Origin of the sequence: Oceaniferula flava (genome assembly GCF_016811075.1) — a bacterium.
Taxonomy (GTDB): domain Bacteria; phylum Verrucomicrobiota; class Verrucomicrobiia; order Verrucomicrobiales; family Akkermansiaceae; genus Oceaniferula; species Oceaniferula flava.
This window is the reverse complement of sequence record NZ_JAFBGL010000007.1, coordinates 90,734-117,723: the sequence shown is the minus strand read 5'-3', so window position 1 is coordinate 117,723 and position 26,990 is coordinate 90,734. Positions and strand designations below refer to the sequence as shown.

21 protein-coding genes are annotated in these 26,990 nt (G+C 57.4%); 3 read left to right on the top strand and 18 right to left on the bottom strand.

What is annotated here, in order from left to right; translation table 11 throughout:
• Positions 1-257: 257 nt before the first annotated feature.
• A complete protein-coding gene (gene metE, locus JO972_RS11520; RefSeq protein WP_309490202.1) occupies positions 258-2,552 on the bottom strand; it encodes a 5-methyltetrahydropteroyltriglutamate--homocysteine S-methyltransferase in 2,295 nt (764 codons plus the stop codon).
• Between the two features lie 99 nt (positions 2,553-2,651).
• On the opposite strand from metE, the gene JO972_RS11515 reads away from it, so the two are divergent.
• A complete protein-coding gene (locus JO972_RS11515) occupies positions 2,652-3,575 on the top strand; it encodes a LysR family transcriptional regulator (RefSeq protein WP_309490201.1) in 924 nt (307 codons plus the stop codon).
• Between the two features lie 187 nt (positions 3,576-3,762).
• On the top strand, positions 3,763-6,165 hold the full coding sequence (gene pheT / locus JO972_RS11510; RefSeq protein ID WP_309490200.1) for a phenylalanine--tRNA ligase subunit beta: 2,403 nt from the start codon (positions 3,763-3,765) through the stop codon (positions 6,163-6,165).
• A gap of 71 nt (positions 6,166-6,236) precedes the next feature.
• Here the strand turns inward: pheT and JO972_RS11505 are convergent, their stop codons facing one another.
• From JO972_RS11505 to JO972_RS11490, 4 genes are all read right to left on the bottom strand, one after another.
• Positions 6,237-7,283, bottom strand: coding sequence for an ABC transporter ATP-binding protein (locus JO972_RS11505; RefSeq protein WP_309490199.1), 1,047 nt, complete (start codon positions 7,281-7,283; stop codon positions 6,237-6,239).
• The gene (locus JO972_RS11500) at positions 7,280-8,884 is read right to left on the bottom strand and encodes an ABC transporter permease (protein ID WP_309490198.1); all 1,605 of its coding nucleotides are present in this window, start codon (positions 8,882-8,884) and stop codon (positions 7,280-7,282) included. The genes JO972_RS11505 and JO972_RS11500 overlap by 4 nt, the downstream gene beginning before the upstream one ends.
• 98 nt (positions 8,885-8,982) lie before the next feature.
• Positions 8,983-10,041 (bottom strand): substrate-binding domain-containing protein, encoded by a 1,059-nt coding sequence (locus tag JO972_RS11495; protein ID WP_309490197.1) that lies wholly within the window; start codon positions 10,039-10,041, stop codon positions 8,983-8,985.
• A complete protein-coding gene (locus JO972_RS11490) occupies positions 10,031-10,861 on the bottom strand; it encodes a hypothetical protein (RefSeq protein WP_309490196.1) in 831 nt (276 codons plus the stop codon). The genes JO972_RS11495 and JO972_RS11490 overlap by 11 nt, the downstream gene beginning before the upstream one ends.
• 1,493 nt (positions 10,862-12,354) lie before the next feature.
• Between JO972_RS11490 and JO972_RS11485 the strand changes: the two genes are divergently transcribed.
• Entirely contained in the window at positions 12,355-13,194 is an 840-nt protein-coding gene (locus JO972_RS11485) for a PEP-CTERM sorting domain-containing protein (protein WP_309490195.1), read from the top strand.
• Between the two features lie 262 nt (positions 13,195-13,456).
• Here JO972_RS11485 and JO972_RS11480 read toward each other — a convergent pair whose 3' ends face one another.
• From JO972_RS11480 to JO972_RS11420, 13 genes are all read right to left on the bottom strand, one after another.
• Positions 13,457-13,885: a Fur family transcriptional regulator gene (locus JO972_RS11480; protein ID WP_309490194.1), complete on the bottom strand. Its 429-nt coding sequence runs from the start codon at positions 13,883-13,885 to the stop codon at positions 13,457-13,459.
• Position 13,886: 1 nt separating this feature from the next.
• A complete protein-coding gene (gene ruvB / locus JO972_RS11475; RefSeq protein ID WP_309490193.1) occupies positions 13,887-14,903 on the bottom strand; it encodes a Holliday junction branch migration DNA helicase RuvB in 1,017 nt (338 codons plus the stop codon).
• A gap of 54 nt (positions 14,904-14,957) precedes the next feature.
• Complete coding sequence (locus tag JO972_RS11470) at positions 14,958-15,416, bottom strand: acetolactate synthase (protein ID WP_309490192.1); 459 nt, start codon at positions 15,414-15,416, stop codon at positions 14,958-14,960.
• A 171-nt stretch (positions 15,417-15,587) separates the two neighbouring features.
• Positions 15,588-16,883: a 3-keto-disaccharide hydrolase gene (locus tag JO972_RS11465; protein ID WP_309490191.1), complete on the bottom strand. Its 1,296-nt coding sequence runs from the start codon at positions 16,881-16,883 to the stop codon at positions 15,588-15,590.
• An 86-nt stretch (positions 16,884-16,969) separates the two neighbouring features.
• Positions 16,970-17,293: a MerR family transcriptional regulator gene (locus tag JO972_RS11460; protein WP_309490190.1), complete on the bottom strand. Its 324-nt coding sequence runs from the start codon at positions 17,291-17,293 to the stop codon at positions 16,970-16,972.
• An 8-nt stretch (positions 17,294-17,301) separates the two neighbouring features.
• On the bottom strand, positions 17,302-18,264 hold the full coding sequence (locus tag JO972_RS11455) for a DnaJ C-terminal domain-containing protein (protein WP_309490189.1): 963 nt from the start codon (positions 18,262-18,264) through the stop codon (positions 17,302-17,304).
• 41 nt (positions 18,265-18,305) lie between these two features.
• Complete coding sequence (locus JO972_RS11450) at positions 18,306-20,627, bottom strand: alkaline phosphatase D family protein (protein WP_309490188.1); 2,322 nt, start codon at positions 20,625-20,627, stop codon at positions 18,306-18,308.
• Between the two features lie 93 nt (positions 20,628-20,720).
• Positions 20,721-21,773, bottom strand: a complete 1,053-nt coding sequence (locus JO972_RS11445; RefSeq protein ID WP_309490187.1) for a sulfite exporter TauE/SafE family protein — start codon at positions 21,771-21,773, stop codon at positions 20,721-20,723.
• Between the two features lie 73 nt (positions 21,774-21,846).
• On the bottom strand, positions 21,847-23,019 hold the full coding sequence (locus JO972_RS11440) for an alginate lyase family protein (RefSeq protein WP_309490186.1): 1,173 nt from the start codon (positions 23,017-23,019) through the stop codon (positions 21,847-21,849).
• Positions 23,020-23,046: 27 nt separating this feature from the next.
• Positions 23,047-23,814, bottom strand: coding sequence for a 3-keto-disaccharide hydrolase (locus tag JO972_RS11435; RefSeq protein ID WP_309490185.1), 768 nt, complete (start codon positions 23,812-23,814; stop codon positions 23,047-23,049).
• 22 nt (positions 23,815-23,836) lie between these two features.
• The gene (locus JO972_RS11430) at positions 23,837-24,904 is read right to left on the bottom strand and encodes a Gfo/Idh/MocA family protein (protein ID WP_309490184.1); all 1,068 of its coding nucleotides are present in this window, start codon (positions 24,902-24,904) and stop codon (positions 23,837-23,839) included.
• 33 nt (positions 24,905-24,937) lie between these two features.
• Complete coding sequence (locus JO972_RS11425; RefSeq protein WP_309490183.1) at positions 24,938-25,642, bottom strand: hypothetical protein; 705 nt, start codon at positions 25,640-25,642, stop codon at positions 24,938-24,940.
• A 33-nt stretch (positions 25,643-25,675) separates the two neighbouring features.
• Entirely contained in the window at positions 25,676-26,968 is a 1,293-nt protein-coding gene (locus JO972_RS11420) for a Gfo/Idh/MocA family oxidoreductase (RefSeq protein ID WP_309490182.1), read from the bottom strand.
• Positions 26,969-26,990: the final 22 nt, after the last annotated feature.

Here is a 26,990-nt window from a genome sequence, read left to right as displayed (position 1 = left end):
ATCAGAGTGGAAATGGCAGCAGCGCTAGAGGTTCATCAATGATGTTGCAAAGCCGATATGTTGGCGCGAAAAAATATCTGCGAGGCAAGGCCCCTCCTTCCTTTCCGCAGATAGCTGAGTTATATCATTGTGTTCTGTTAGTATGCTTGTGAGGGGGGGCTGTAATTAGGTGAAAAAATAACCGGTGTGTGCTATGGAATCCACCCGATCCCCGCATCGGTAACCGACCGATACGGGGAGGAGGTGGGTTTCCGTGCTTAGCTCAATGTCGTGCAAGCACGGAGTTGTTCGGCGGCGACGACGAGGTTTCGCAGTGATGCCTCACTCTCTTTCCATTGGCGGGTTTTTAGTCCGCAGTCCGGATTTACCCAGAGGTTTTCCCGTGGGATGATGCCCGTTGCTTTGGTCAGCAGGGAGGTCATGCTTTCCACACTTGGCACCCAGGGGGAGTGGATGTCCCAGATGCCTGGGCCGATCTGGTTCGGGTAGCCGTGGTTTCGGAAAGTCTCTAGCAGCTTGAGCCGATTGCGCGTGGTTTCGATGGAGATGACATCGGCATCCAGATCGATGATGGTCTGGAAAATATCCTCGAACTCGGAGTAACACATATGCGTGTGAATCTGCGTTTCCGGCGCCACTGCGGAGGTGGAGATTTTAAACGCGTCTGCGGCCCAGGAGAGGTAGGCGGCTTGTTCATTTTGGCGCAGTGGCAGCCCTTCGCGCAGCGCCGGTTCGTCCACCTGAATGATGGCGGTTCCGGCACGTTCGAGATCGAGCACTTCTGCGCGGATGGCGCAGGCGATTTGTTTGGCGACTTGTTCCCGCGGCAAATCATCACGCACAAAACTCCATTGCAGAATGGTGATGGGGCCGGTGAGCATGCCTTTGACGGGTCGATTGGTAAGGCTCTGAGCATAGGAAATCCACGGCACGGTGATCGCCTTGGGGCGTTCGATGTCGCCCCAGATGATCGGAGGTTTGACACAGCGGGTGCCGTAACTTTGCACCCATCCGAACTGTGAACTGGCGACCCCTTTCAGTCCTTCGGCAAAGTATTCGACCATGTCGTTGCGCTCGAACTCACCGTGCACCAGCACGTCCAGGCCGATGTCTTCCTGTTTGCGGATGCAGTTGCGGATCTGGTCTTTGACAAATACACGATACTGCTCGGCGGTGAGCTTGCGGCGCCGGAAGGCAGCTCGCTGGCTTCGGACTTCTTGGGTTTGCGGAAAGGATCCGATGGTGGTGGTGGGGAACTCGGGGAGCTGGAGCAGCTGCTGTTGCCGTGGGATGCGTTGGGGAAATGGCAGCCGCCTTTTGTGTTCGTCACGGTCCAGAGCCTGGTAGCTTTCGCGTAAACTGCCGACCTCGACCCCCGGGGTGAGTGCGCGACGGCGGTGGATTTCCTCATTGGCAGCAAACACAGCCTCATCGGCGGAACCGGCCAAGGCCTGGGAGAGGTGGCGCAGTTCCACGAGCTTTTCCTTGGCGAAGGCGAGCCAAGGGCGCAGCGGAGAGGGGAGCTCGCTTTCATGTTCCAGGGTGTGAGGCATGTGTTGCAGAGAACAGGACGATGCGAGCCAGAGACGCTCTGCATCGATGTGTTCTAACACTTCCTCGCCGATCTCGCGCAGCTCTGCCAGTTTCGCGGCCCAGATTTCTCTGCCTTGCACCAGCCCCAGCGAGAGGATTTTGTCATCCGGGAGGTAACGCGCTGCCGTCACCGCGTCCTCGGGCTGCTCGGTGATATCGAGATGGACGCCATCGATTGGTAGGGTGAACAGCGTATTCAGCTTGCCCCGGACGCTGCCGTAGTAGCTAGCCAGCAGCAGTCGGCTGCCACCTTTGTGCTGCCCGAGCTTCATGTAGGTGCGGACAATCGCTGCGTGCTGGGCCGCGCTGAGGTCGTCGGCGAGGACCGGCTCTTCGAGCTGAATCCATTCGGCCCCGGCGGCGGAGAGTTGTTCCAGAAGTTCTCCGTAGAGGGGGAGTAGCTGCTCTAAATGTTGCAGCGGATCGCCATGCTTGGGGTCGCTGGCGCGACTGAGTGACAGCAGACTAACAGGCCCTAACAAAGTTGGCTTGGCGCGGTAGCCAGCCGAGATCGCCTCCTCGAGTTCCCCCAGGATTTTCTCTGGATGGAGGGTGAATTTCAGGTCGTCGTCGATTTCCGGAACGAGGTAGTGGTAATTGGTGTCGAACCACTTGGTCATCGCCAGTGGCTCACGGCCCTCGGCGCCACGGGCGAAGCTGAAGTAGTCGCTCAGTCCCCGGTCGGCATCGGATGCGCCAAATCTCTTCGGCACGATGCCGAACATCAAGGCGGTATCGAGGGTGGTGTCGTAGAAGCTGAAATCGTTCACCGTGACAAAATCCAGTCCGGCGTCCTGCTGCTCCTGCCAGTGACGTCGGCGCAACTTCCGGCCGACCTCTTGCAGCGCTGAGGCTGAGATTTCCTGACGCCAGAATTTTTCCGTCGCCCACTTCAGTTCGCGGCCAGCTCCCAGTCGCGGGTAGCCGATGACGTGTGTTGTAATGTGTTGTTTTTGCATTGCCAAAATAGCGTGAGGGAAATTGCATGATTAGAATAATGAAATGATGAGGGTGACAATATGAATTGAAATAATGATTCTGTGATGTTAGCGGAAGGCATGCAGCACTTAGAACTTAGGCAGATGCAGACGATGATTGCCTTGGCCGAAACCGGCAGCCTGACCAGGGCGGCAGAGCGTGTGAATCTGAGCCAGAGTGCTTTATCGCATCAGATCAAGGCGCTGGAAGAGCGCTACGAGGCCTCGCTTTACGTGCGCAAAACCAGTCCGCTGCAGTGGACCAGGGAGGGCGAGCGCTTGTTAGGATTGGCTTACGATGTACGCCGATTGATCGAGGATGCAGAGCGCGATCTAACCAAACTGAAGCAAGGCGTCTCAGGGCAGCTGCGCATCGCGGTGGAGTGCCACTCCTGTTTCGACTGGCTGATGCCGGCAATGGATTTGTTTCGGGAGTCGTGGCCGGATGTGGAGATGGATTTGATTTCAGGTTTCCACGCAGATCCGGGAGGCTTGTTGGATGAGGGGCGGGCCGACATGGTGATCGTCTCGCGCAACACGCGGCGCAAGCGCACCGAATATCAGCCATTGTTCAGCTTTGAAATGCCGGCTTTGTTAGCCAATGATCACCCGCTGTTAGCCAAGGACTACCTGACGGCGCGTGATTTTGAGCTGGAAAACGTGATCTGTTATCCCATTCCGGAAAGCCGCATGGACCTGTATCGTAAAGTCCTGCAGCCGGCAGGCGTGCGTCCCCGGCAGCAGCGGCGAACCGAGCTGACGGTGGCCATTTTACAGCTGGTGGCCAGTCGCAGGGGGATCGCGGTGCTGCCGCGTTGGGCGGTGAAACAGCACCTCGACAGCGGATATATCAGCGAGCGCCCAGTGACGCGGAACGGTTTGCAAAGCGAGCTTTATGCCGCCACCCAAGCGGGCTCCAGCGAGCACGCCTACATGCGTGATTTCGTGAAGATGATGAAATCGACCATGTCCAAGATGTTCACCGACGTGACCCTTTTGCAATGAGACCTCTTCGGACATGGCTTCGCATTCACTCTATCCTTGCTGCTCGACTGCCTTTCGCACCGCGGGTAACTCAATAATTTTACTGTAAAAATCCCCCGTTCTGTGGTCAAACCCACCGCGCCGCACGGTAGTCACTGCCGACCGCCTACCTACCACAGCCCACTGATTTCCACCGACCACCGAAAAAATGAACGTCTCACTCAACTGGCTCAACGATCACCTTGATCTCTCCCACATGTCCCTGCAGGAAATTGATGACCTGCTCACCTTTGCCGGTGTGGAAGTGGAGGGGATCGAATCCAAAGGTGTGCCATCGGATAAAATCGTGGTCGCTCAGGTGAAATCCGCCGAGCAGCATCCGGACGCCGACAAGCTGAAAGTTTGCATGGTCGACGCCGGCGAAGGCGAACTGCGCCAGATCGTCTGTGGCGCGAAGAATTACAAGGTGGGCGATAAAGTCCCCTGCGCGCTGCCCGGTGCCGACCTCGGTGGCGGCTTCGTGATCAAGGAGGGCAAGCTTCGCGGCGTGCCATCACTCGGCATGCTCTGCGCCGCCGGTGAGATCGGCCTGATCGATGCCGAAGACGGCCTGATGATCCTGCAGGAGGACGCCGTGATCGGTGAGAAGCTGCAAGACATGTTCGATGCCGATACCATCATCGAAGTCGAAGTCACACCAAACCGCCCCGACCTGCTTTCCCACACCGGCATGGCCCGCGAGCTCGGTGCACTGGCTGGCATCGATCGCAAATCTCCGGCACTCGAAACTCCCGAAACGACCGGTGCGGCTGGTCTGATCCAACTCAACGCCACCGACTCCTGCCCGTACTACACCGCCGTGAAAATCTCCGGTGTGAAGGTTACCGAGTCGCCCGAATGGTTGAAGACCAAGCTGGAAGCGATCGGCCTGCGCCCGATCAATAACGTCGTCGATATCACCAACTACGCCCTGCACGAGCTCGGCCACCCGCTGCACGCCTTCGATGCCGCGAAAGTAAAAGGCGCTCTCGATATCCGCATGGCCGCCGATGGCGAAACGTTCAAAGCTCTCGACGAAGTCGACTACAAGCTCGCCGCCGACGATGTGGTGATCTCAGACGCCTCCGGCAAAGCGCTTGCGCTCGGTGGCATCATGGGTGGGCTCGATAGCGGTGTTACCGAAACCACCACCGACGTCATTCTGGAAAGCGCCTACTTCACGCCATCGAATATCCGTCGCAGCTCACGCCGACTGGCACTCAGCTCGGATTCCTCCTATCGCTTCGAGCGTGGTAGCGATCCGCAAGCAGTGCTGACCTCCTCCGCGTTCGTCGCGAAATTGATCACCGAGCTGGCTGGTGGCAGCATTGAAGGCGCCACCGCTGTGGCCGGAGAAGCTCCTGTGCTCACCAGCGAAGTGGAGCTCGATGCCGCCAAGCTGGACCAGCTGATGGGAGGTTCTATTTCCCTTGCCGATGCCGAAGATATTCTTACTCGCCTCGGACTGGACAAGGTCGCCGACAACAAGTGGCAAGTCCCCAGCTATCGTCTCGACCTGCCGCGCCACATCGACCTCGTGGAAGAAGTCGCCCGCGTCCACGGTCTCGACAAAGTTCCCTCACGCTACACCGGCACCTTCGTGCAGGAAAGCGCGGTCGATGCCGCCTACGATTACCAAATGGCCCAGCGTAAGACGCTCGCCGCTCTCGGGTTCTACGAAACCCAGACGATCAAACTCATCGCCGAAAGCTCCACCGAGGCCACCGTGCCGCAGATGGACACCGCGTTGCCACTCCGTCCGCTGATGGATGGTGATGTCATTCGTGTCGCCCTGCCACTGAGCGAAGACCACGCGATCATGCGTCCTTCTCTGACTCCTGGTCTGGTCGCCACTGCCGCGCGTAACATCCGCCAGGGCGTGAAGTCGCTGCGTTTCTTCGAGATCGGTCGCCAGTTCCGCAATGCCGGAGGCGGCAAGGCGAAGGACTTGGAGGCGGATTCGCTGGCACTGCTGATGGGGGGCGATGCCTCACCGTCCGGTTGGTCGGCCGACAGCAAGAGCATCGATGCCTTCGATCTCAAAGCTGTGATCGAATCTCTGCTGCCAAACAAAGACATCCAATTCACACCGCGCAAACGCGACGGCTTCATCCTGGCTGCTGACATTCAGTGCGATGGCAAGCCGATCGGTGCCTTCGCCCAGCTCAGCCCGGCGAAGTGCCGCGAGCTTGGCTCGAACACACCGATCTACCTCGCTGAGCTGGAGCTGAAAAAGTGCCAGCAGCTCGGTGCTGGAACCTCTCAGGCGGATGAACTTCCCCAGTTCCCCGGATCGAGTCGTGACGCCGCCATGGAAGCTCCCGTGGACATGCCAAATGCGGACATCGAGAAAGCGATTAAGAAGCACAACGAGATGCTGTTAGTTTCCTCCGCCTGCTTCGATCTGTTCACCGATCCCACCGGCGAAAAACTGCCTGCCGATAAAAAATCCATCGCCTACACCTTCCACTACCGCTCCCCGGAGCGCACCCTGAAGGCCAAGGAAGTGGACGACGCACACCAGAAGCTGTTGGCTCACCTGACCAAAACACTGCCGATCACCTTCCGTTAGGAAAGAGCGGAACGGAGCATGGACATTCCTGTCCATGGGCAACCCCTGCCCGCAACCCAAGAGCACTGCCCTTAGCTTGCCGGCGGACAAGAATGTCCACCCTCCCTTCTGAACGCCATCAGGGGATGGCTGGCAATCACATCCAAGCGCACGGCTTCGCCGGGAGCGGGCTGAACTTCATGGCTGACGCGGACTTTGACCTCCTCGCCGCCCTCGTTCAGCTTCACCTTGCAAAGTCGGGAGCCTCCTTCGAAGCGCGACCAGATAAGCTGCGCATTGGGCTCGGCGCTTTCGGTGAGGGTGAAATCGTCGGGGCGCACGAGTAGCTGGATATCGCCGGACGGTGGGCAATCGACCGCAATCACCGGCACGCTACCGAGTGGGGTGTCGGCCCGGTTTTCCTGAAGTTGGGCGGATAAAAAGGATGCGTCACCGAGAAATTCGGCGACGAAGCGACTGGATGGGTGTTCGAAGCAATTCTCCGGCGTATCGAGCTGTTCCAGCTTTCCTTGGTTGAGGATCCCCACTCGATCGCCGATGGACATCGCTTCGTCCTGATCGTGGGTCACCCAGACGGCAGGCACGCCAGCTTCCTTGAGGGCATCGCGGATGGTCCAGCGTAGGCTGTCCTTGAGGGCGGCATCGAGATTGGAAAGAGGTTCGTCGAGCAGCATCAGCGATGGCTGATGGGCGAGGGCGCGGGCCAGCGCAACCCGTTGTTTCTGCCCGCCGGAAAGTGTCTGCGGCATCGCGCGCCGATGCGACTCCAGCCCGAGAACCTCGATCCAGTGCTTAACCTCAGACTTGTCACGCAGGCGGAAGCCGATGTTCTTCTCCACATTGAGATGGGGGAAAAGGGCGAAATCTTGGAACACCATACCGATATGGCGTTTCTCCGGCGGCACCGGGTTTCCCTTAGTGATGCGGAGATCGTTCATCCTGATCTCGCCGCTGGTCACAGGGAGGATGCCGGCGAGGGTGCGTAGAATCGTCGATTTGCCACAACCGGTCGGCCCCACTAGCATCAAGATCTCGTTGCCCTCAAGCTTGAGGTTCAAGTTCTCCACCACCGTGGCCTTGCCGTAGCCGGCGCATAGCTTGTCGATTTCTAGCTTCATGATTCTTCCTGGTGGAGCAGAAGTTTCTCAGCCCTCCGCTCACCGGCGAGCATGATGGCCAGACCGATGGCGGAAAACAAGACCAGTAACAGCCCGGGGATGGCGGCGCGGCCGAAGTAGCCAGCCTCGTAGACCAGCCAGATTTCCGTGGTCAAGGTTTCGTATTCATTCGGGCGCAGCAGCAGGGTGGCGGGCAGCTCGCGCATGGTTTCGAGGAAAACCAAGGCGGCTCCGGCGACGATTCCCCGCATGGCCAGCGGCATGGTTACCCGTAGGAAGACCTCACTGCGACCGGCCCCCAAGGTGCGCGCGGCGTGCACCATGTTGCCATCGATTTTTTCCAAAGTCGCCCGAATCGTGCCCACCGCCAGCGGCAGAAAACGCAGCACGTAGGCGATCACTAACAAAGCCAACGTCTGATACAAAAACGGCTCCTCCAGCCCCCATTTCTCCAGAAACTGAGTCACCTCTGGGTTCTCCTCAGACGCTTTGTAAATCTCAGCCTCGGCGCGCAGTCCGAGGTAAACCAGGGCGGTGCCCATGACGATTCCAGGCACGCCGTAGCCGAGGTAGACGATGCGTTCGAGGAAACGACCGACCTTTCCAATCGTTGCCGCATAAGCCACCGGCAGAGCCACGATCACCGCCACGCCCGCAGCGATCAGCGAGACCTTGAGTGAGTTCCAGGCGATGATTTGATCAAAGTCTCCCGCCCCCTCGCGCTTCAGCCAGATACCGAAGATCAGTAGCGGTAACCCGATAGCCAAAGCGACAATGCCGGCCACTGGTATCAGGGAAAATGCGACACCCGCACGGCTCGGCTGTAGCGACAAACAATGGCCGCTATTTTCCCGCACGCTGCGAAAGCAAAACTCGGCCACCAGCACCACCACCACGAGGAAAATCAACTGCAGCGAGAACAGGGCGGCGCGGTCGAGGCCGAAGGCATTGTATTCCACAAAGATGGCACGCGTGAAGGTGTCCAGCTGCATGATCGCCGGTGTGCCGAAATCCGAGAGCGTGTAGAGCGCCACCAGCAAAGAGCCGGCGGCGATGCCATTGCGCACCCGTGGCAGCACCACTCGCCAGAGGGAGCCCGGCAACGAGAGCCCGAGAGTGCGGGCGGCATTGACGATATTTCCGTCCAGTCCTCGCAGTGCAGCGCGTGTTGTTAGAAAAACAAAGGGGTAACTGTAAAGCGTCATCACCACGGTGGCACCCGCCAGTCCCTCCATTCTGGGCAAGGTCAAACCAATCAACTTTTCGAGCTCACCGCCCTTGCCGAAGGCGGCGTAGAAGGTGAAGGCGCCGAGGTAGCTGGGCATCGCCAAGGGCGTGGCCAGTGCGATCACCCAGAGGCGCTGGAGCGGTAGCTTGCAGTAGGCTGTTAGGAAGGCAAGCGGCACCCCGATCACGATCGACCCCACCACGGTGGTGGCTGTGAGCAGCAGGGTGTTTTTGAGAATTCGCCACGTTTCCTCGCTGAAATAAACCTCCGCTCCCTTAGCCAGGTAGTAGAGCACCGCAATAGGAGCTAGCGCCAGCACCGCAATCACAGCGGAGAGCAGGTAGGAAGGGTAGCGGCTTAGCCAGCGGGTCATCGCATGCGGTTATAAGGGCCGGCCGGCCTCCGCGTCAATGGCTACTGGGAGCGCATCGAGCGGTGACCGGCCTGCTTGAGCTTGAGAAGTTCCGAGTTTTACAAGACCCCGGTGCTGCGCATCAGTCGCAAGGTGGGGGCGAGATCCGCCAGCTGGGCGAGGTCGACCTTCGGCGGATGGATGTCAGCGAGGTCGGGCAGGCCTTTCGGCATGGTGACGCTCGGCAGCATCGGGATTTCATAGGCTTCCGAGGCGAGGAATGATTGCGCTTCGCGACTGAGGAGGTAGCGGACGAAATTCTGCGCCAGCTCGCCGCCGCGCAGGGTCATGGCGCCGGAGGCATTGAGCAGACAGCCGGCATCGTTGTTGGTGAATGCGAGGTCCACCTTGGCGTCCGGATCGCCTGCTTTCAGTCGCAGGGTGTAGTAGTGATTGGCAAAGGCGATGTCCACTTCGCCACGAGCCACGCCCATGACGGCACCGAGTTCGCCGGCGTAGGATTTGGCACGTTTCTTGGTGGCGATCAGCCATTTCTTGGTGGCCTCGTCACCGCGCAGGATCCGCATGGCGGAGACAAACGATTGAAAAGCTCCGTAAGCCGGGGCCCAGCCGATGGTGAGATCGCTGTCGGCAATTTCCGAAAGTGTCTTCGGCACATCGGCAGCTTTGAGTTTACCGGTGTGGAAGGGGATGGTGCGGATGCGACCCGAAATCGGCACCCAGTTATCGTAGCGGAAGCGTTCGTCGACTTGGCTGGTAATCGTATCGGGCAGCTTGCGCGCCTTGCCGGTGCCGGCGACCAGTCCGATGGCTCCGGAATCGACCGCCCAGAAGACGTCGGCGCGGACCAGGCCCATTTTCGCCTCGGCGACGATGGTGTTCGCCAGTGCCGCGGTGGGTCCGCGGCGGATGCTGAGTCGGAGATCCGGATTGCGCTTTTTCACCGCATCGATGACGCGCTCATACAGTCCGCCTTCGCCACGTCCGAGGTAGAGCGTCAGCTTCCCCTTCAGGCGCGGAAGATCTTCCACGGAAACGCCGGCAAGCTTTTGCGCGGCATCCTGGCCCAGCCCCATCAGCGGCAGCCCGGACATGCAGCCACCGGCGGCACCGATGGCGGAACGTAGGAAATGGCGGCGTGTGGGATTAAAAGGCATCTTTCTTCTCCTTGGCAGCTTTGGCCATCAGTTCGCTGGCCTTGGCAATTTTTGCCTTCATGGCTTCGGTGGTTTTTTTGATCTCAGCCAGTGCGGCCTCACCTTCGATCAGCTTCGGCAAGGTGACGTTGAAGTCTTTTTCCAGATCGGCCACCAGCTTGGCGTCTTGCTCAATGAGGCCACCTTCCACGCCCTCGAAAAGGTTCAGGTAGGTCGCGTGCACCATTTTCTTGGCTTCCTCGAAGTCGCGCTCGGCAGATTTTGCCATGATGCGATCGAGCTTGTCCTTGATGATGGCGAGCGTGGCTACTGGATCGGCAGCGGCGTCATGTTTGTCACCAGCGGCCTTGGGAGCGGCTGCTTGGTTATTGGCCTGTTGATGGGCGGCGAGTTTGACGGCGCCCAGCCCCTGCCAGAGTGTTTCACGCAGGCTGGTCATGGAGGCTTGAACCTCTTTGCCAGGCTTGCCGGCATCGATGCCTTCCTTAATCGCGTAAATGCCCTGCCAGATCTTGGCATAGTGCTGCACGAAGTTGAGCTCCACTGGGTAGTGCATCTTGGCGTCTTCCCAGAACTTCAGTAAATCACCGGTGTCCACGGCCTTACCGCCTTTTTCGGCGTAGGTGTTTACCAGGGTTTCATACTTGGAGATGGTCTTGCGCAGATCGGTTTCATACTCGCCGACGTGCGCCTGCATGTTTTTCACGTCCTCACCCAGTGCGCCGTGGGCGTTGGCATTGGATGGTTGCAGGGCAATAATGGCAGCGGCGACTGCCAACGAGGTAGGCAGCATGCGGGTCAGTGAGCGAGATAAAGTCATTGTTGGAATTTGTTGAGTTTGAGTCTCATTAGCAATGAGAGCGAGCGGGTTACGATTAGCACCCGTCCGATTTGCCGTCCAGTGCAAATGCCGAGACTGACTGTGAAAGCTGCGCATTTGGCAAGCTGGCGCTAGGGGTGACAAGCTGGCACCAAAGATCAGGAGACTGTGAAACTGGCTCTGCCTCTCCTGAATAGAGTGAATTGCGAGGCTGGTATTGCTTGGAGGCATTATCTGGTGTGGTGGTTGGACATTGTCTGTGACTGGATGGTATTATAAAAAATAACGTAAAAACGGGTGTTGGGCAGGAAGGTCATTGCGCAGATATGGGCTTCCAAGGCAGTTAATTGCAGACAAATAGGCCTGTATTATAAAAAACAGCAAAATTAATCGTAAAAAACGCTTTACCTATCTTGAAAATCACCCTAATTATGTTTTCAGCAAGCGAGACGATATTATCGCCGGACTTGCTGCCCTCCAATCCAGGACAAGACCACGCACGAAAGTGACAATGCTCTCTTGCAATCGACACCCTCCAAGTCGGTTGAGTCCTTGGAAACACAAAAACCAAGGATGCCAAGAGAACACGGTTGCAAGCTTTTCACTCTCTATTCCTTATCATTAAGACCCCCCTCCCAAGAAAACAGCGTTTCCCTCCAAGAAACATTATTTCATTAATCCAGAGCAGTCCTCAATTTTGACAGGCGTTTCCTCCCAAGAAACTCTGGATTAACTACCCAAAAAGCAGCTTTCTCCGTCTTCAATGGAGAAAGCTGTTTTTTATTATAGCTAAGCGGTGATTACAGAGGTCACAGCCTCGCGGCAGAAATTACAGAAAATGTATTTTATGTAATGGTGTAGAGGTAATCTGTGGGTCTAAATGGTCGATATTGAGTTAGGTTATCGTGTTTCTAACGTTAAATTATACTTTTTATTACTTTAAGCAGAAGAAATCCGTTTACATTTATAAAAAATAACATTAACTTCGTTTCAGCAAGCGAGACAATCCCCATTGCCGAACTTGCTAACCCCCTTCCAGGACGAGACCACCCTCCAAAGCTGACACTGCTCTCTTGCAATCGACGCCCCCCAAGTCGGTTGAGTCCTTGGACACCACACTAACCCAAGGATGCCAAGAGAACACAGTTGCAAGCTTTTCTCTCCCTTCCCCAGGTAGAACTCATGACAACCGTTCCTCCCCAAGGAAATTGTCGTAGGCCGCAAGGCCACCATACAGCCCGCTAGCTCAAATCCCCTCCGGAGCAGCGGGTTTTTTGGTGGAAGGGCGCGGATCCTGTGGGATTCAGCCGGGTATGAAGACTGCCGGAGCTAGGATAGTTTTTGGGTAAACACGGAGGCTATTAAGTAACCTATTTGTAAGGAATTAATATTGGATAAAGTTTGCAGTTGATGGGGAATATTTTGTATGTGTTATTTTGTATAGTAGGTGTGATCTATCGATTATTGCCTGCGTAAGTCACACACACATAACTATGAAAATTAATTATCATCGCAAAATCACTACCGCATCACTCACCCTGTCATGCTTGGCAGCTAGCGGTCTAGCAGCGTCAGCAGCCACCTATCTTCACACTGGAGGCAATCTGGAAACGGCGGCCAACTGGGAGAATCAAGCCGATTCATCGACTGGTGTTCTTCCAGGATCTGGCGACGTAGGTATTATCAACATCACCGATACCGTCGGCAATGGTGTGGGCACTAGCAATGTCATCCAAGGATTCGAGGGAGCTACTATCAACCATACGACGGGAACGATGACTGGAGCCTACAACTGGACCAGTGCTGATAGCACTTACAATCTCTCGGGTGATGCTGTCATCAATAATACGACCAACTTTAACTCCAATGGAGACAATGGTGCTTTTAACCTGTCGGGTAACTCCATGTTGATTTTTGCTAATGCCGCTAGTGATGTCATTGCGAATAGTACAAACTCGAGCATTAATTTGAGTGATGCAGCGACGATTGTGGTTCCCAATAACTTTGACCTTCGCCTCAGCGGCACGGGCGCTTCTTTCACCATTACTTCTGATTGGACAGGGAGCCTTATCGCTGGAACTACTGCTACTGAGACAGACTGGATCAACGAATTGGTCTACGGTGCCGAAGCGAATGGCACGATCCCGGGTACAGCCCCGACCAACTTCGTGTCTGTCGGCGGAGTTCAAGTGACGGAAGAAAATTTCTCTTCCATTTTCAAGGTGACCTCTGATGGTGGAACGGGTAGTTCTTTAACTCTTGTTCCTGAGCCTAGCTCTGCGGCTTTGCTCGGTCTTGGTGGTCTTGCTTTGATCTTGCGTCGTCGCAAGTAATCAGGCTGGGGTAAACAACTGAATCTATTTCACTGGGGGTGGTCTGTTAATCGGACCATCCCAGTTTTTTTTCTAGAGGCCTTTATTTGACGTGCTTCCAAGTATTGTATTTGGGCACCTCGCAAAATGTACAGGAGATGCAAAGAGGACTGTTACTGGATGCACCGTAAAGTAGCTAAGGAATAGCTAGTTATGGGTTTCCTCACACGGTTTGAAGTGTGAGGCACATCAAGCGCCTATCCTGTGAATGCCATTCTCCGAATCAAGCCGCGCAAGCTGGGCAGGTTCCGAAGAATTCGAGCTCGTGGTAGAGGTTTTTGTATCCGGTGGTGAACTGGATCTCTTTTTCCAAGTCTCGCACTGGGCAAGGTGCGTTGACGGTTTCGATATTGCCGCAGCTGGTGCAGATCAAGTAATCACAGTGCCGACCTGGAACGAGCAGGGCAAAATAAGCAGCGCGCTCGTGGAGACCGAGGCGGCGGACGATGCCTTTGTCTGCAAGGCGCTGCAGTAGACGGAAAACGGTGGCTTTGTCACATTGATTCACCAGTCGTGACGACTCCGCGAGCTCGGCGAGTGTCATGGGGCGCTCAGACTCTAGCAGGGTGGCGAGAAGTTCCTCAAGCGCCTTGGTGCGGCGCAGTCCCTCGGAGCGGCAGCGATCGATGATGGTGTTTAGTTCACTGGACATTTTAGAGGAGTTCTTGCTGGTTGGGGTTTGGTGTGGCGCCGATTTTGGTGTAGGCGGCGGGCAGGGCGACGCGTCCGCGAGGGGTGCGCTTGAGGAATCCCTGCATGATGAGGAAGGGTTCGTGTACTTCCTCCAAGGTAGAGGCATCTTCGCCGATGGCAACTGCAAGCGTAGAAAGTCCTACCGGGCCGCCGTTGAACTTGTAAATGGCGGCTTCGAGGATGCGTTTGTCCATTTCATCGAGACCATCGTTATCGATCTCGATCATGGCCAGGGCATCGTTGGCAATTGGGCCGGTGATGGTGCCATCGGCACGGACTTGTGCGTAGTCACGCACCCAGCGTAGGAGGTTATTGGCTATCCTTGGAGTGCCGCGAGAGCGGGAGGCAATTTCCTCGGCTCCATCAGGTTTGATGGAAACGTCGAGTAGGCCAGCGGAGCGCAGGATGATACCGGCCAGTTGCTTGGCGGTGTAGTAATCGAGCCGGTTCACCAGGCCAAAGCGAGATCTTAGAGGCGAGGTCAACATACCGGCGCGGGTGGTGGCACCGACTAGGGTGAATTTCGGTAGGTTCAGCTGAATGGTGCGAGCAGATGGCCCGGAGTCGATGATGATATCGAGTCGATAATCCTCCATCGCGGGATAGAGGTATTCCTCAATGGCGGGGTGCAGGCGGTGAATTTCATCGATGAAGAGAATGTCGCCCTTCTGAATGTTGGTGAGGATGCCGGCGAGGTCACCTGCCTTTTCAATCTGTGGTCCGGAAGTTGTGTGTAGTTGGGTGCCGGTGGCGTTGGCAATGATGTTCGCCAGGGTGGTTTTACCTAGCCCCGGAGGGCCTGAGAGCAGGATATGCTCAAGCACATCGTCCCGACGCTGCGCGGCCTCAACCATCAGCATCAGGCGATCGGTGACTTTTTCCTGACCTTGAAAATCCTCAAAGCCCGGGGGCCGTAGCGATTGCTCAAAGGTCTTGTCCGGAGACTCGTTCGCTTGCTGGTAGAGGGATTCGGACATGGCTGGATAGAAAGAAGGAAAATACGAGAGGGTGCAACTCTGAAGGCAGCGGCCTTAGCGCACAAGGTCTTCCTCGTAGTAAACTTTGAAGCCGGCATTGTGCAGCACTGACATACCGAAGTGGGTGTCCTCCAGGTGCAGCGCCATCAGTGATTTCCCTTCGGGGTGCGACATCAGGGAGTAGGCAAAATCGACATTGGTCTCTGCGGCGCGCAGGGTATCGAGCGCACGGGCCAAGCCGCCACCGGTTTCGGTCAGCCCGATCACAGCGATCTCCGAGGTGGTGTGCGGGATCCCTTTTTCCATGAAAATGCGCATCGCATTGTCGGGGTCCGAGAGCACCAGGCGGACTACGCAGGCGTCACGTGAATCCTGCACGCTCAGGCCGATGACCTCGATGTGGTCGCCACGGAGTAGGCGGACCAGTGAACTCAATGCGCCCGCACGGTTCTTCAGCATCACTGAGAACTGGATGGGAGGCGTGCCGTTGGGTTTGATCTCAAGGTCTGGCATAAGGTGCCGACATTAAACCATGAGAGCCACTGAGTGGAAAGTGGATTTTCCCCGTCGCGATGGGTTTGCAGCCATCCGACGGGTCAATTTGGTTTCGCGGGCCGCAGACCCAGTCTGCGGCATCCCTCTGCAGCGGCGTGGCGCTAGCAGAACGCGAGAGCTGGGGCCGGTTTACAGCTCCTTGATTGCGATGTTGGCGAACTCGATGGCCGAGCCGTGGTGCTGCAGGGCGATGGCGCCTTTTTCAGGCACGCCGGGCAGTTGGGCTTCGGAGATAACGGTTTTACCGTTGAGCACGACGGTTAAGCGGTCGCCTTTGAGGGTGATCAATGTGCGGTTCCATTCGCCGATGGCGTTGTCTGCATTCTCGCTGGGAGTGAGGGCGGCGCGGATGGCTTGCGGGTGCTTTTTGTTAGTGCGGTAGCCGTAAACTTCACCGGATCCCCCAGGCCAGTTCCAGAGGTTCACCTGGGAACGGTTGTTGCCGCGGAAATAGATGCCGGAATCGAGCTCGTCGACTTCCATGATGATTGGCTTGCCCTCGGCGTCGAGTTTGGCTTCGCCGGTTTTAGGATCGAGTAATGGGCGCATGGCCTTCTTGCTGGCGGGGGCTGCCCAGCGCCAATCGACGGCGAGGACCACGTCGCCGTATTCCTTGGCTGTCCACAGGTTCTTGTCCTTGGCGGTGGATTTTCCATCGTAGTGCAGGACCTCACCGCGCGTTTGCCAGTGGCCGGCGTGACCGGGATCATTTTTCCAGCCGCTGAGGTCCTTGCCATTGTAGAGCGGGGTGAATCCCTCGAGCTGGGGCGCGGGAAGCGCTGTTGGGCTGGTCTGGGCATTGGCATTGATTGCGCTGGGCAGCTCGGTGACTTTCATGCCACGGAACTGGACTGGATCGCCATGACCGCAGAAGGCGATGTGGCCGGAGCGACGTTTGACGCCCTCGTGTTTCGGGAATTTCTGGGAAAGTGTGTCCAAGTTGGCTTCGTTGATCACGGTGCCGTTGAGTTCCACGGTGATGGTGTTGCCGTTCACGGTGATGGTCTCCTTATTCCACTCGCCGAGCGGTTTGAGGTGGCCTTTTTTTGCTGCCTTCAGGGTGTAGAGACCGCCGTGGAATTGGTAGTCCTTGAGTTTGGCATACTTGGGGTGGGTGTTGTCGAGCACCTGCACCTCCATGGCGACGTAGGCTGGGTTGCCCTCGCCGGGGTAATGAATGCCAATGCCGTTGTTGCCGCCGGGTGGCAGCTTGAATTCGAATTCGAAAATGTAGTTGGAGTAGACCTTTTCGGTCATCAAGTTGGTGCCCTTCGGGGTGCAGACGATGGCGCCGTCCTTCACAGCGTAGCCTTCACCCTTCCAGCCGGTGAGGTCCTTGCCATTGAACAGGGAGACGGCTTCTTCCTTGGCCTGGCCAAGCATCGGCGTGCAAACGGCTGCCAAGCAGCAAATGGTGATCTTCATGGTGTCTTTATACATGCGCTGACTCTGAGATCTTAAGAGGAATTTGGCAAGCGGTGGGTTTTTCCCGCAAAGGGGCGCATTCTGGCCTAAGGACCGGGGTATTGCCGCTGGCGTTGGCGGCGTTCTAGACGAAGTTGTTCGATCTCTTGCAGCATGCCGGCGATCAGCTGCAGGCCGCTGTCGGTGAGCTGATGGCTTTGCCGGAGCTGCTCGAGCCGGCAGAGTTGGCGCAGGCCTTCGCTGTCGAACTCCATGGCCTCGGTGGCCGGAGAAACGACACCGAGCTCGTGGTAGTGCAGCACCGTTTGTCGATCGACTCCGGCGAGCTTGGCGACGATTTCCACGGAGTAGATGGCGTCGACTTCGTCCACCGGTGAGTGGTGCTTGGATGGCGATGGTTCGTCAGGCATGGTGAGGATTAGTTCGAGTTGGTCGATGCGTCGGAATCGCGCAGTTGCTCCCAGAGCTTGCGCTGCTCGGTGGTGATTTCGTCGGGGGTGGTGATGTTGAGAACGATGTAGAGGTCGCCGCGCTCGCCGCTTTTACCTATCGGCAAGCCGCGCTGGCGGATTCGCATTTGCTGTCCGTTTTCCGCACCTTCGGGAATGCGGATTTTGATCGGCCCATCGAGTGAAGGCACTTCGTGTTTGGACCCTAACACGGCCTCCCAAGGAGCGATGTCGAGTTCGTGGTAGAGATCGGATTGGTTCGAGGTGAATTCGGGGTGGGCGGCATGGCGAACCCGTAGGTAGAGATCGCCATCGGGCGCGCCGCCGGTGCCGGAACTGCCGTGGCCGGGCACCCGAATCCGCTGGCCATCCTTGACCCCGAGGGGGATGCGCACTTGGAAGGTGGTGGTCTCGGTTTTTCCCGTCTGGCGGTTTGCCGTTTGCATGGATATCGAGCGCACGGCGCCCTGCATCGATTCCTCGAGGGTCACTAGAATATCGCCCTCGATATCATGGCCGCGACGAGCACCGCCGCCGCGGGGGGCGCTGTAGGATTCATAGGCACTGCCGCCGTAACGACTGCCCGAGCTGAAATACTGCTCGAAAAAATCACTGAAACCGGTGCCGCTGAAACTGAAATCTTCGCCGCCAGCCTGGAAGCCGCCAGCGGCTCCCTGCGAGAAGCCTTGGCCGGCATTGGGGTTGTCCCAATCGGCGCCAAGGGTATCGTATTTCTGCCGTTTCTCAGGATCGCTGAGCACCTCGTAGGCCTCGTTGATCTCCTTGAATTTGGCCTCCGCCGTGGACTTGTCCTTGGCGACGTCCGGGTGGTATTTTCGCGCGAGTTTGCGGAATGCTTTTTTGATATCAGCAGCCGAGGCGTCTTCGCTGACGCCCAGGCTCTGGTAGTAGTCTTTGAAATCTACGGCCATGAGTTGAGGGTATTGTTGACTCATCCATGGCAGTTCGCAAGTCAGGAGATGATGTTATCGCCCTTGTTTTCTTTTTGATGCACGGTGACCGGCCAGCCGGGGAACTGATTCGACGCTTTGCCATCGGTGGCATCCACGAGGAAACGGAAGCAGTCCATGGTGTAGGTTTTTTTCGCACTATTGATGGTGACCAGGCCGAAGCCGCTGGCTTTGTTGTGTGCCACTTCGTAGCGGTCCTTGGCTCCCTTTTGGGGGTTGTCTAGAGGGTTGCCGACGGCGTAGACGTAGGCTTTGTTGCCAAACCCATCGATGTACTCCCCGGTGTCAGGCAGCCCGTGTTTGGGGCGATTGGTGTGTGGGGTTTTAAGCTCGTCAGGTTTCCACCAGCGTGGGTATCCGACCGAGATTGCGGGTGTGCAGAACGACCAGTTTGAGTCGCGTTGCTGCTCGACGCCGTATTGCACCAGGGTGGTGAGGTGTTGGTCGCCATTGATGTGCAGGGCCATGGACTCACGGATCAGATCGATGGCTCGGTTCCGTGGGGTTTGCGGCCAGCCGCCGGAATCGAGATCCCCCTTGAGGTAGCCGTTGCGAGCGCCGTGGTAGGTGGCGACGGCGGCGAAAACGGTCTGTGATAACAGCACCTTCATGCTGTGGCCCCGCCAGTCCTTGCTCCATTTTTCCAAGAACTTCTCCTGACGTTCACCGAGCATGCTGAGGCCGGGTTGGTCGAGTGTGGAGGTATCGAAATCTGGATCCGTTACGTGATCGTAGCGAGCGCCGCTGGTGTTGACGGTTTCCGGTCCGGATTTCCACTGGCGATCCGCGATGATGGCGAAGTTGACGCCGCCGTAGAGCATGTCGCCATAGTAGACCGAGATGTCCTGCTTACAGGGTTTGGGGGAGGCGAAGTCCGGGTGGTGCGAGCAGTTCGTGCGGTGCACGGCATTGATCATGCGGGCCGGCTGATGGTAGCCGACGCGGCTGGGTCCTTTGGCATCCTGGTTCCACGGCACGCCGCCGCCGCCCCAGAGGTTGCCGTGGAAGACATCGTGATCGTCCGGCAGGCAGATGGTGGGCGCGTGGCGCATGGCCTCGCGGAAGGCCCAGCCAAACTGATAGAACTTGCGGAGATAGTTGTGAATGGCCGGGACGGCCGGCTTGCGAAGGATGCCGAAGCCGCCGTGCTGTTCGTAGAGTTGGTCGCCGGAGAAGTAGAGCAGATCGGTGTCCAGTTTGACCAAGTTATCGGCCACCGGTTGGTAAGGAAACCCGATGTCGTTTTGGCAGGTGAGGGCACCGATGCGCAGGGGGCGGCCACTTGGGTTGGCGCGGATGGTGCCGGTGAAGCTGTGCGATGTTTCACTGCCGTTGCTGTGTTTTTCCAGGTAGCTGATACGGTATGGGCAAGCTTCGGATTCATTCCACTGGGGCACGCGGAAGGTGGCGGTCCAGGAGTCGGTTTCCGCCTTGGCTTCGCCGAGCTTTTTCCACACTCCGTCACGTTTGACCTCTAACGAAAGTGTGTGGTTGTCCTTTTCTCCGAGGGGCGGCACCAGCGCGGTGAGTTTCATCACAAAGCGGTCGTCATTGCGGTTGTCGCTGAGGGAATACATGGCCCAGAGAATGGGGCCAAATTGGCGGTCCTGATGGTGGCTGAAGGCATCGCCGGAGATCTGCCAGTTGCGGAATTTGTAGCCACTGCCGTCATGTTTGCCCGGACGGTTGGCGGATCGGTCTCCTGGGGCGGGGTATTGGGAGGCGAGCGCGATGTTACCGGTAAGTTCGATGGCCGGCACGCTGGTGGTGGCTGAGCCGAGCGACTTTCCGCTGGCAGGATCGGTGGCGGTCAAGGTCAGCTCCACCTGGGTGCCGGACGGCTTGCCTACCAAGGTGAGTTCGGTGTGGGCGGGCGCTTTTTCCGCGAGTGGAACCATCTTTTTACCGAGGATGAGCTGATTGCCTTGAATGCCAGCTCGGTAGCCGTTGTTGGCGAAACAGCGGGCGCGGTGGTCGGCGATGTCCGCGGTGATGCCGATGCGGAAACCGGCGCCATGATCTTTTTTCAGCGTAGCGGGGCGCATGAGCTCCGTGCTGAGAGTGAATGGTTGGTTTGGTTGGGTAAGATCGTAAACCAATGAGTGGATGGAGCGATTGGCCGCGCCTGTTAGGCAGCTCGCCCAGCCCTTCTCGACCCGCCAGTCTTCCATGGGGTTGGCCCAGAATTCGCCACCGAGGAAAATCCGGTCGTGGCTCAGGTTCCAGCGATCGATACGAGTCAAGGTAGTCAGTGATTCGGCGGCGCGCAGGTAGGGCTGGCCCAGGACGGCGGTGAGGAGCGTGAGGAAATGACGGCGTTTCATGTTGGATCAATACTGACCTCTGAGCCGCGATCTTGCCATAGGAAATACAGCGTCAAATTTCCCTTTTTTATAGAGAATTCTCGTCGGAGGCGATCAGGCTTCCGGTTGACTAACAGCGGCGATGTTGGTGTCTCGCTGCGGGTGTTCGCTGCGTTCACCCACCAAGCGGGCACCCCAGATGCGGAGTCGTTCAAAGCCTAGAAGACAGGCACCTACGGCCAGCACGGAGATGCTCATACCCAGTGCTCCCAGGTTGTCGCTCTCCTGCAGCAAGGTCCACAGCAGCTGCCCTACGCAGAGAATGGCGACCACGATCAGGGTGGGTTTGCGACCAATCAGATCCACGACAAAAACTCCCAATGGCGCCCCGAGTGCCACCACCGGCGCTGCGGCCAGCCAGTTGCCATAGACACCCGGCTGAACTCCGGTGAAGGCGAGTTTGGTGAGAATGCCTAACACCGAGGCGAAAGCCATGATGACCACGGAGGTGGGAATGGCGATCTTCAGGTCGGCGCGGCAGAGTAGAACCAGCACGGTGTAGAGTGCCATGTCTACCCCGACGCCGGAAACGGAGACCACTGCCGCTCCGGCTAACAGTCCCACCAAGAATCCGGCCTTCTGGTCCCAGCGTTCATCGAAATCGGTCATGCCCTCATGGCCGGCAATTTCCTGAATCCGCCAGAGGTGCAGGATGCCAAAGCTGCCCCACACCACCGCGAAGATGATTTTAATATGCAACCCCGGGACCCAGGGAGCGACCAGGAAGATCCCGATTGGTAGCCCAATAGTGGTTCCTAACAAAGCACCCTTGAGCATGGCGCCCGCCAGGGCTTGGCGACGGGCAAAGATGAAGATCGCCGCGCTGCTCATGCCAATCGACTGCACGGCAAAGCTGAAATCCCGCCCCAGCTCGGCGGACTCACCGAAGAGTAGGACGAGGATGGGGAAACCGACGCTGCCCCCGCCCATGGGAGTGGACCCTGCCGCGTAGCTGCCCACGGCCATCGCTGCGGCCATTGGCCAGTGGCTGACGACCTCCGACCATTGCTCTTGATAGAAAACCAACCACGCCCAGACGAGGTAAAATCCGCCGAGGCAAAGGAACCAGATCCACATTTTCGGCTGTGGCTGAGGGAGAATGCTCATGGTGTGGTGGCAAGATGTTAGGTAGTCCGGAAGCGATCATTCACAGGCACGGCAAGTGACCTGCAGCTCTGCATTACTTCGCCTCGGGGAAACGAGCCGGCTGATCGGCATACATCAGGGTGTCCATGGCAGCACCACGTCTGACCCGGCCCTTGCGTCCGCGACGTTCGTTGCCTCCCTCTCTCGATTTCAGAGCGGCCTGCTTGGTGAATGGCGCATTCAGCCCCTTACGGTTGTGGTAGTGGTTGTAAACCCGCTCATACATGGGACGCAGGCGACCGCGTGCTTTGTCCGACAACTTCTTGTAGTGATATCTGCCCTCGAAGCTCTTGTAGGGCACGTAGGGAACATCGTGGCCGAGGTTGTATTTCGCGGTGTATTCGAAGCCTTTCAGGAGACGATTATCGAGGGCCTGATAGAGATCCACTCCCTGGATCCAGGCGGTTTCGCAGGTGTTGGCGAGATATTCCAAGCCCATCTGAGTATGTCCTTGGTCGCGGCCGGTTTCCTGACACTGGCCGGAAGGTTTGAAATACATACCGATGGCACCGTTGCCCTTGCCCTTGAGGAAATAGGTAGTCGCACGATCGAACATCGCCTGATCGTCGAGAAAGACCCCCATGGCGGCCATGGCCTGGAGCATGGATGCATCCCAGTTGCCATTGGCGCTGGGGTAGAAATCTTTGATTACCGGGTAAAAGACACGACGCAGCATGGTGCTGAATGCCTGCTGCTTCTCGGCCGGCCAGCCGTTCCAGGTGTGCTTCAGTAACTCGGCGGCGATGCAGTAGTGGTAGCCGTCCATGCCAATCAGAAGGCGGGCGTCGTGGTTGCCCACGGATTTTAAGGTCGACGACCACGCATCGAGGATCTCCGCGGCTTTCTTGGCGTGTGCTTCGTCACCGTTGATGTTCCAACAAATCGCGTGGGTGTAGGCCACGATCGAGTCCTGGGTGAAATCCGAGGAACCGATATCGGGGTTATTGCTCGGACCGCGTTCCACCCGAGCGTGGGGGCTGGGTTTCCAGTCGAGACTGGCTTGGCGCGATTGCTTCAAGCGTTTCCAGGCGTCGCTCCACGGTTGTTCACCTTCGGCCACCTTCTGCTTGGCAAAGTGGATGCTCTGCTGGCTGTGGGCGATGCCCGGATGGACGAACTCGGCTCTCAATGCATGAGAGAATGCGAGCACGGTGAGAACGAGAAGAAACGGGAAAAGGAAAAAGCGGCGTGACGGCGTTGTTGTCATCGAGCGAGGGGGCAATGCTGGCTGATCCTAGAGTTCTTTGATCCTGATATTGCGATACATGAGCTCGGCCCACTCGGCCTGGAGGCCGATGCGACCTTCGGCCAGCGGCACTTTCTTACCGTCGACTTCTGCGGTGAAATCGTGGATCTCGTGCACCACTTCACCGTTGAAGATGAAGGTGGCCTTGTTCGAGCCATCGACCCGGATCTCCATTTCGTTCCACTCACCTTTCGGTTTTTCCACACCTAAGCGGGTGGGGCAGTGGCGGGAGCTGACAAGCTTCCCCTTGGGGTCGAAGATGCCATCGGTTTTGGTGGTTTTGCAGCGCAGGTTTTTCCCAAGCACAAAAAGATCACCGGTGTGGAAGCGGTCGCCTTCGAACTTGTCCCCCGGAGACTCACCGATCTGCATTTCCAGCGACAGCGGCCAGACTCGGGTCAGGTCGCCGTGGATGTGGAAAAGCAGGCCAGCGTCACGATCGTATTCAGCCCGTGGCTCGAAACGTTTGTCCAGCCACTTGTATTCCAGTTTGAGGATGAACTTGCTGTAGCTTTTCTCGGTGTAGAGACAGTCCGACTTCTGCTTGCTGCCAGCCTCGTCACCTTGGTAGACGTGGATGGCTTTTTCTTTTTCATCGATGCGGAACGGTCCCCAGTCGCCCTCACCTTTGGAGTGGGCACTTTTCCAGCCCTGCAATGTTTTACCATCGAAGAGTGGGGTGAAGCCTTCTTCAGCGAAGAGGGAGCCGAGCGAGGTCACTCCAAGGAGGCATGCGGTGAGGAACAGAGGTTTCATCAAGTGGGTAGGTTGGTATAGGTTAGAGCTGGACGATCTCGCCGGTGCGGAATGATTCATCAGCAGCGGCGACGATTTTCATCGAGTTGATGGCATCGTCCATATGATCAGTGAGGTCACTATCATTTTTGATGGCATTGAGGAAGAACTCCTGCTCGCGCTGACAGAGTTCATCGTGGTCTGGCTCGTCGCCGGTTTCGGTCCAGGTGTCCTGTTTGACAAATTGGTTATCCGCATCGAGCTCGGAGAAGTGACGACGCAGGGTGTTGGTTTTGGTGTGGGCATCGACGTCCGCGGAGGCGCCTTCGCCAGCGGCTTCCTTGGCCTCGATGGTGACGCAGCCTTTCGGGCCGACAACATCCTTCACGAAGAAAGCGGTCTCGCTCATCATCGGGCCCCAGCCGGCTTCATACCAGCCCACGGAGCCATCTTCGAAGGTCACTTGCAGGTGGCCGTAGTTGATTTTGCCTTCCGGAAGTTCATCGGACAAACGGGCACCCAGGCCGGCGACGCGGACTGGCTTGGAGCGGGTCATCTGACACATCACATCGACGTAGTGGACGCCGCAGTCGACGATCGGCGAGATCGAGGACATCAAGTTTTTATGGGTCTCCCAGTTATCGCCGAACGATTGCTGGTTCAGGTTCATGCGCATCACCAGTGGCTTGCCGAGGTCGTGGGACATCTCGATGAACTTCTGCCAGCTCGGGTGGTGGCGGAGAATGTAGCCGATCACCAGTTTGCGACCGGATTTTTTGGCGGCATCGACGATCGATTGAGCCTCCTCAACGGTTTCGGCGAGTGGTTTTTCGATAAACACATCGCAGCCGGCTTCGAGCGCGGCGATGGCGTAGGGGGCGTGGGTGTCCGGGTAGGTGGAGATGGAAACCGCATCCGGTTTGGTTTCTTCGAGCGCTTTGTAGTAATCGTCAAAAAGCGCGTAATTGCCGCCGAGTTCCTCGTTGAGCTTCTCACGTGAGCCGGCGGAGCGGGTGCAGATGCCGACGATATCGAATTCAGGGATGTTGTGGTAAGCGAGGGCGTGTGAGCGGCCCATGTGGCCTGCTCCGGCGCAGAGTATTTTGATCATGATTGATGAGTAGGATGCGGAAGGGTGCGTGGGTTATTGAGAGAGATAGTCTACCAAGGTCAGGAAGGTGAGCAGCTTTTTGCCGCGTTTGTTGATAGTGGTGTCGATAAACACGGTCATACGTTTGGTGGGTCTGGTGAGCAGCATGGTGCCGACATCGCGCACCTTGGTGGCTTCCTCGTCCGAGGGGAGGAGGGTGATGTTGAAGGCGACCTTGTGAGGATCGTCGCCGCGGTGTTCGATCACTTTCACCGCGTTCGGCTTCAGTTTTTCAGCATTATCGCCCAGGCTGACCTCGAGTTTGTCCTCGCTGAGGTTGACGAAGCGCAGAGTTCCGCCTGAGTAGACCATGGTGGAGAGATCGAGCACGAGGTAGCGGAGTTTTTCGGGCTTTTCTTCGTTTTCTTCATCGTTGGGGACAAAAACAATGAGGGGCTGGGAAATGTGGCCTGGGATATCGATGGTGGCGATCAGGGAGGTGCGACTGCTTTTGCGGGTGGGATCTTCTTTGGCGTGGATCTCGATGGCCGAGCCTTGGCGGTAGGTGTAAGGCTGGGAAATAGCGACGCTGTGCAGCTGCAGTGGGGTGAGATCGGACGACTGCTTAATGTAGAGCTCCGGACCGGTCCATTTCCCTACCGAGGAGGTTTGGAAAGTGGCTTTAGCGGCTGTGGCCGCGCTGAAAATCCCCATGATGGCAGTGAGGAAGATCGTAGTGATGAGGTGTTTAGGGATCATTCGATTGTGGGTTTTTTGATGACTGAAATTGCGCTAGCTGAGCGACCATGGGCCGCGCATGGGCTGGTCAATATAACGGTTCGCCACATCATTATCGATGAATTTTAGATTTTTCGAGTCGAAATGTAGCGGTTGATTCATTCGTAGTGCCACCTTGGCGATATTAATCAAGGTACAAGAGCGGAATCCATTGCGCTGGTTGAGGGCGAATGTCTTACGTTCGCGGACCGACTGGTGGAAGTCGGTGACCATCGGCGGTGGACCGGGGAGGTCTTTGAGTTTTTTGTCCAAATCCGGCACGTCAGACTTAAATCCACGGTAAATATTGCCTTTCGGTCCACTGATGATCGGGTCCTTGGGTTTGTTGGCCGCATCGAGGACGATTTTGGTGCCGTCGGCGTAGGTCATTTCGATCCGGCGCCAGGGCAAGACCGCGTCGTCGTCCTGAGGTTGGGTATCAACTTCCACGTGCACCGGGCTTTCGCCGTCTTTGCCGAGAACAAACTGGCAGGGGTCCAGGTAGTGCTGGCCCATGTCGCCGAGGCCGCCGCCATCGTAGTCCCAGTAGCCACGGAACTTGCCGTGGACACGCAGCGGGGTGTAGGGCTTCATGGGTGCCGGCCCGAGCCAGAAATCGTAGTCGAGGTGCTCGGGGATCGGCTGCTCCTTGAGATCGGTGCGTCCCGACCACTGGCGCAGTTTCCAGTTTCCGACAAATCCAGTGCCGAGGTTAAAGGTGTAGGGGCCATCGCCGAGCAGCTTGTGCTGCACCACCTTCCAGGCGTCCGAGGCGGGTCTGCCGAGACCGTAATAATTGCCGCGGAAGCGGAACCAGGTGTTCAGGCGGAACATCCGTTGCTGTTCCTCCACGGCTTTGACCATCGCGATGCCTTCGCCGATGGTGCGCGACATCGGTTTTTCACACCAGATGTCTTTGCCGGCTTTCGCCGCGGCAATGCTCATCAGCGCGTGCCAGTGCGGTGGCGTGGCCACGTGCACGATATCGATGTCCTTGCGGGCAATGAGCTCGCGGAAATCCGAGTAGCCGGTGACCTCCTTCGATCCGCGCTTTTTCGCCTGCGCCATCCGGCGGTCGAGGTGTTTGCGATCGACGTCACAGAGTGCCAGCAGCTTGCCAGGCATTCCCAGGTGGGCTGAGCAGATTCCGCCGCAGCCGATGATTCCTTTGGTCAGTTGATTACTGGGTGCCTTGGGGCCGCCGAGGGCGAGGTGGCTGGGTAAAATTTGCACGGTCGCCATCGCAGCCAGCCCCTTGAGAGCGGAGCGGCGGCTGAGTTTGGCGGCATTGGAAGGTTTTTCGGGCATGCAAATGATACGTGGGGGGACG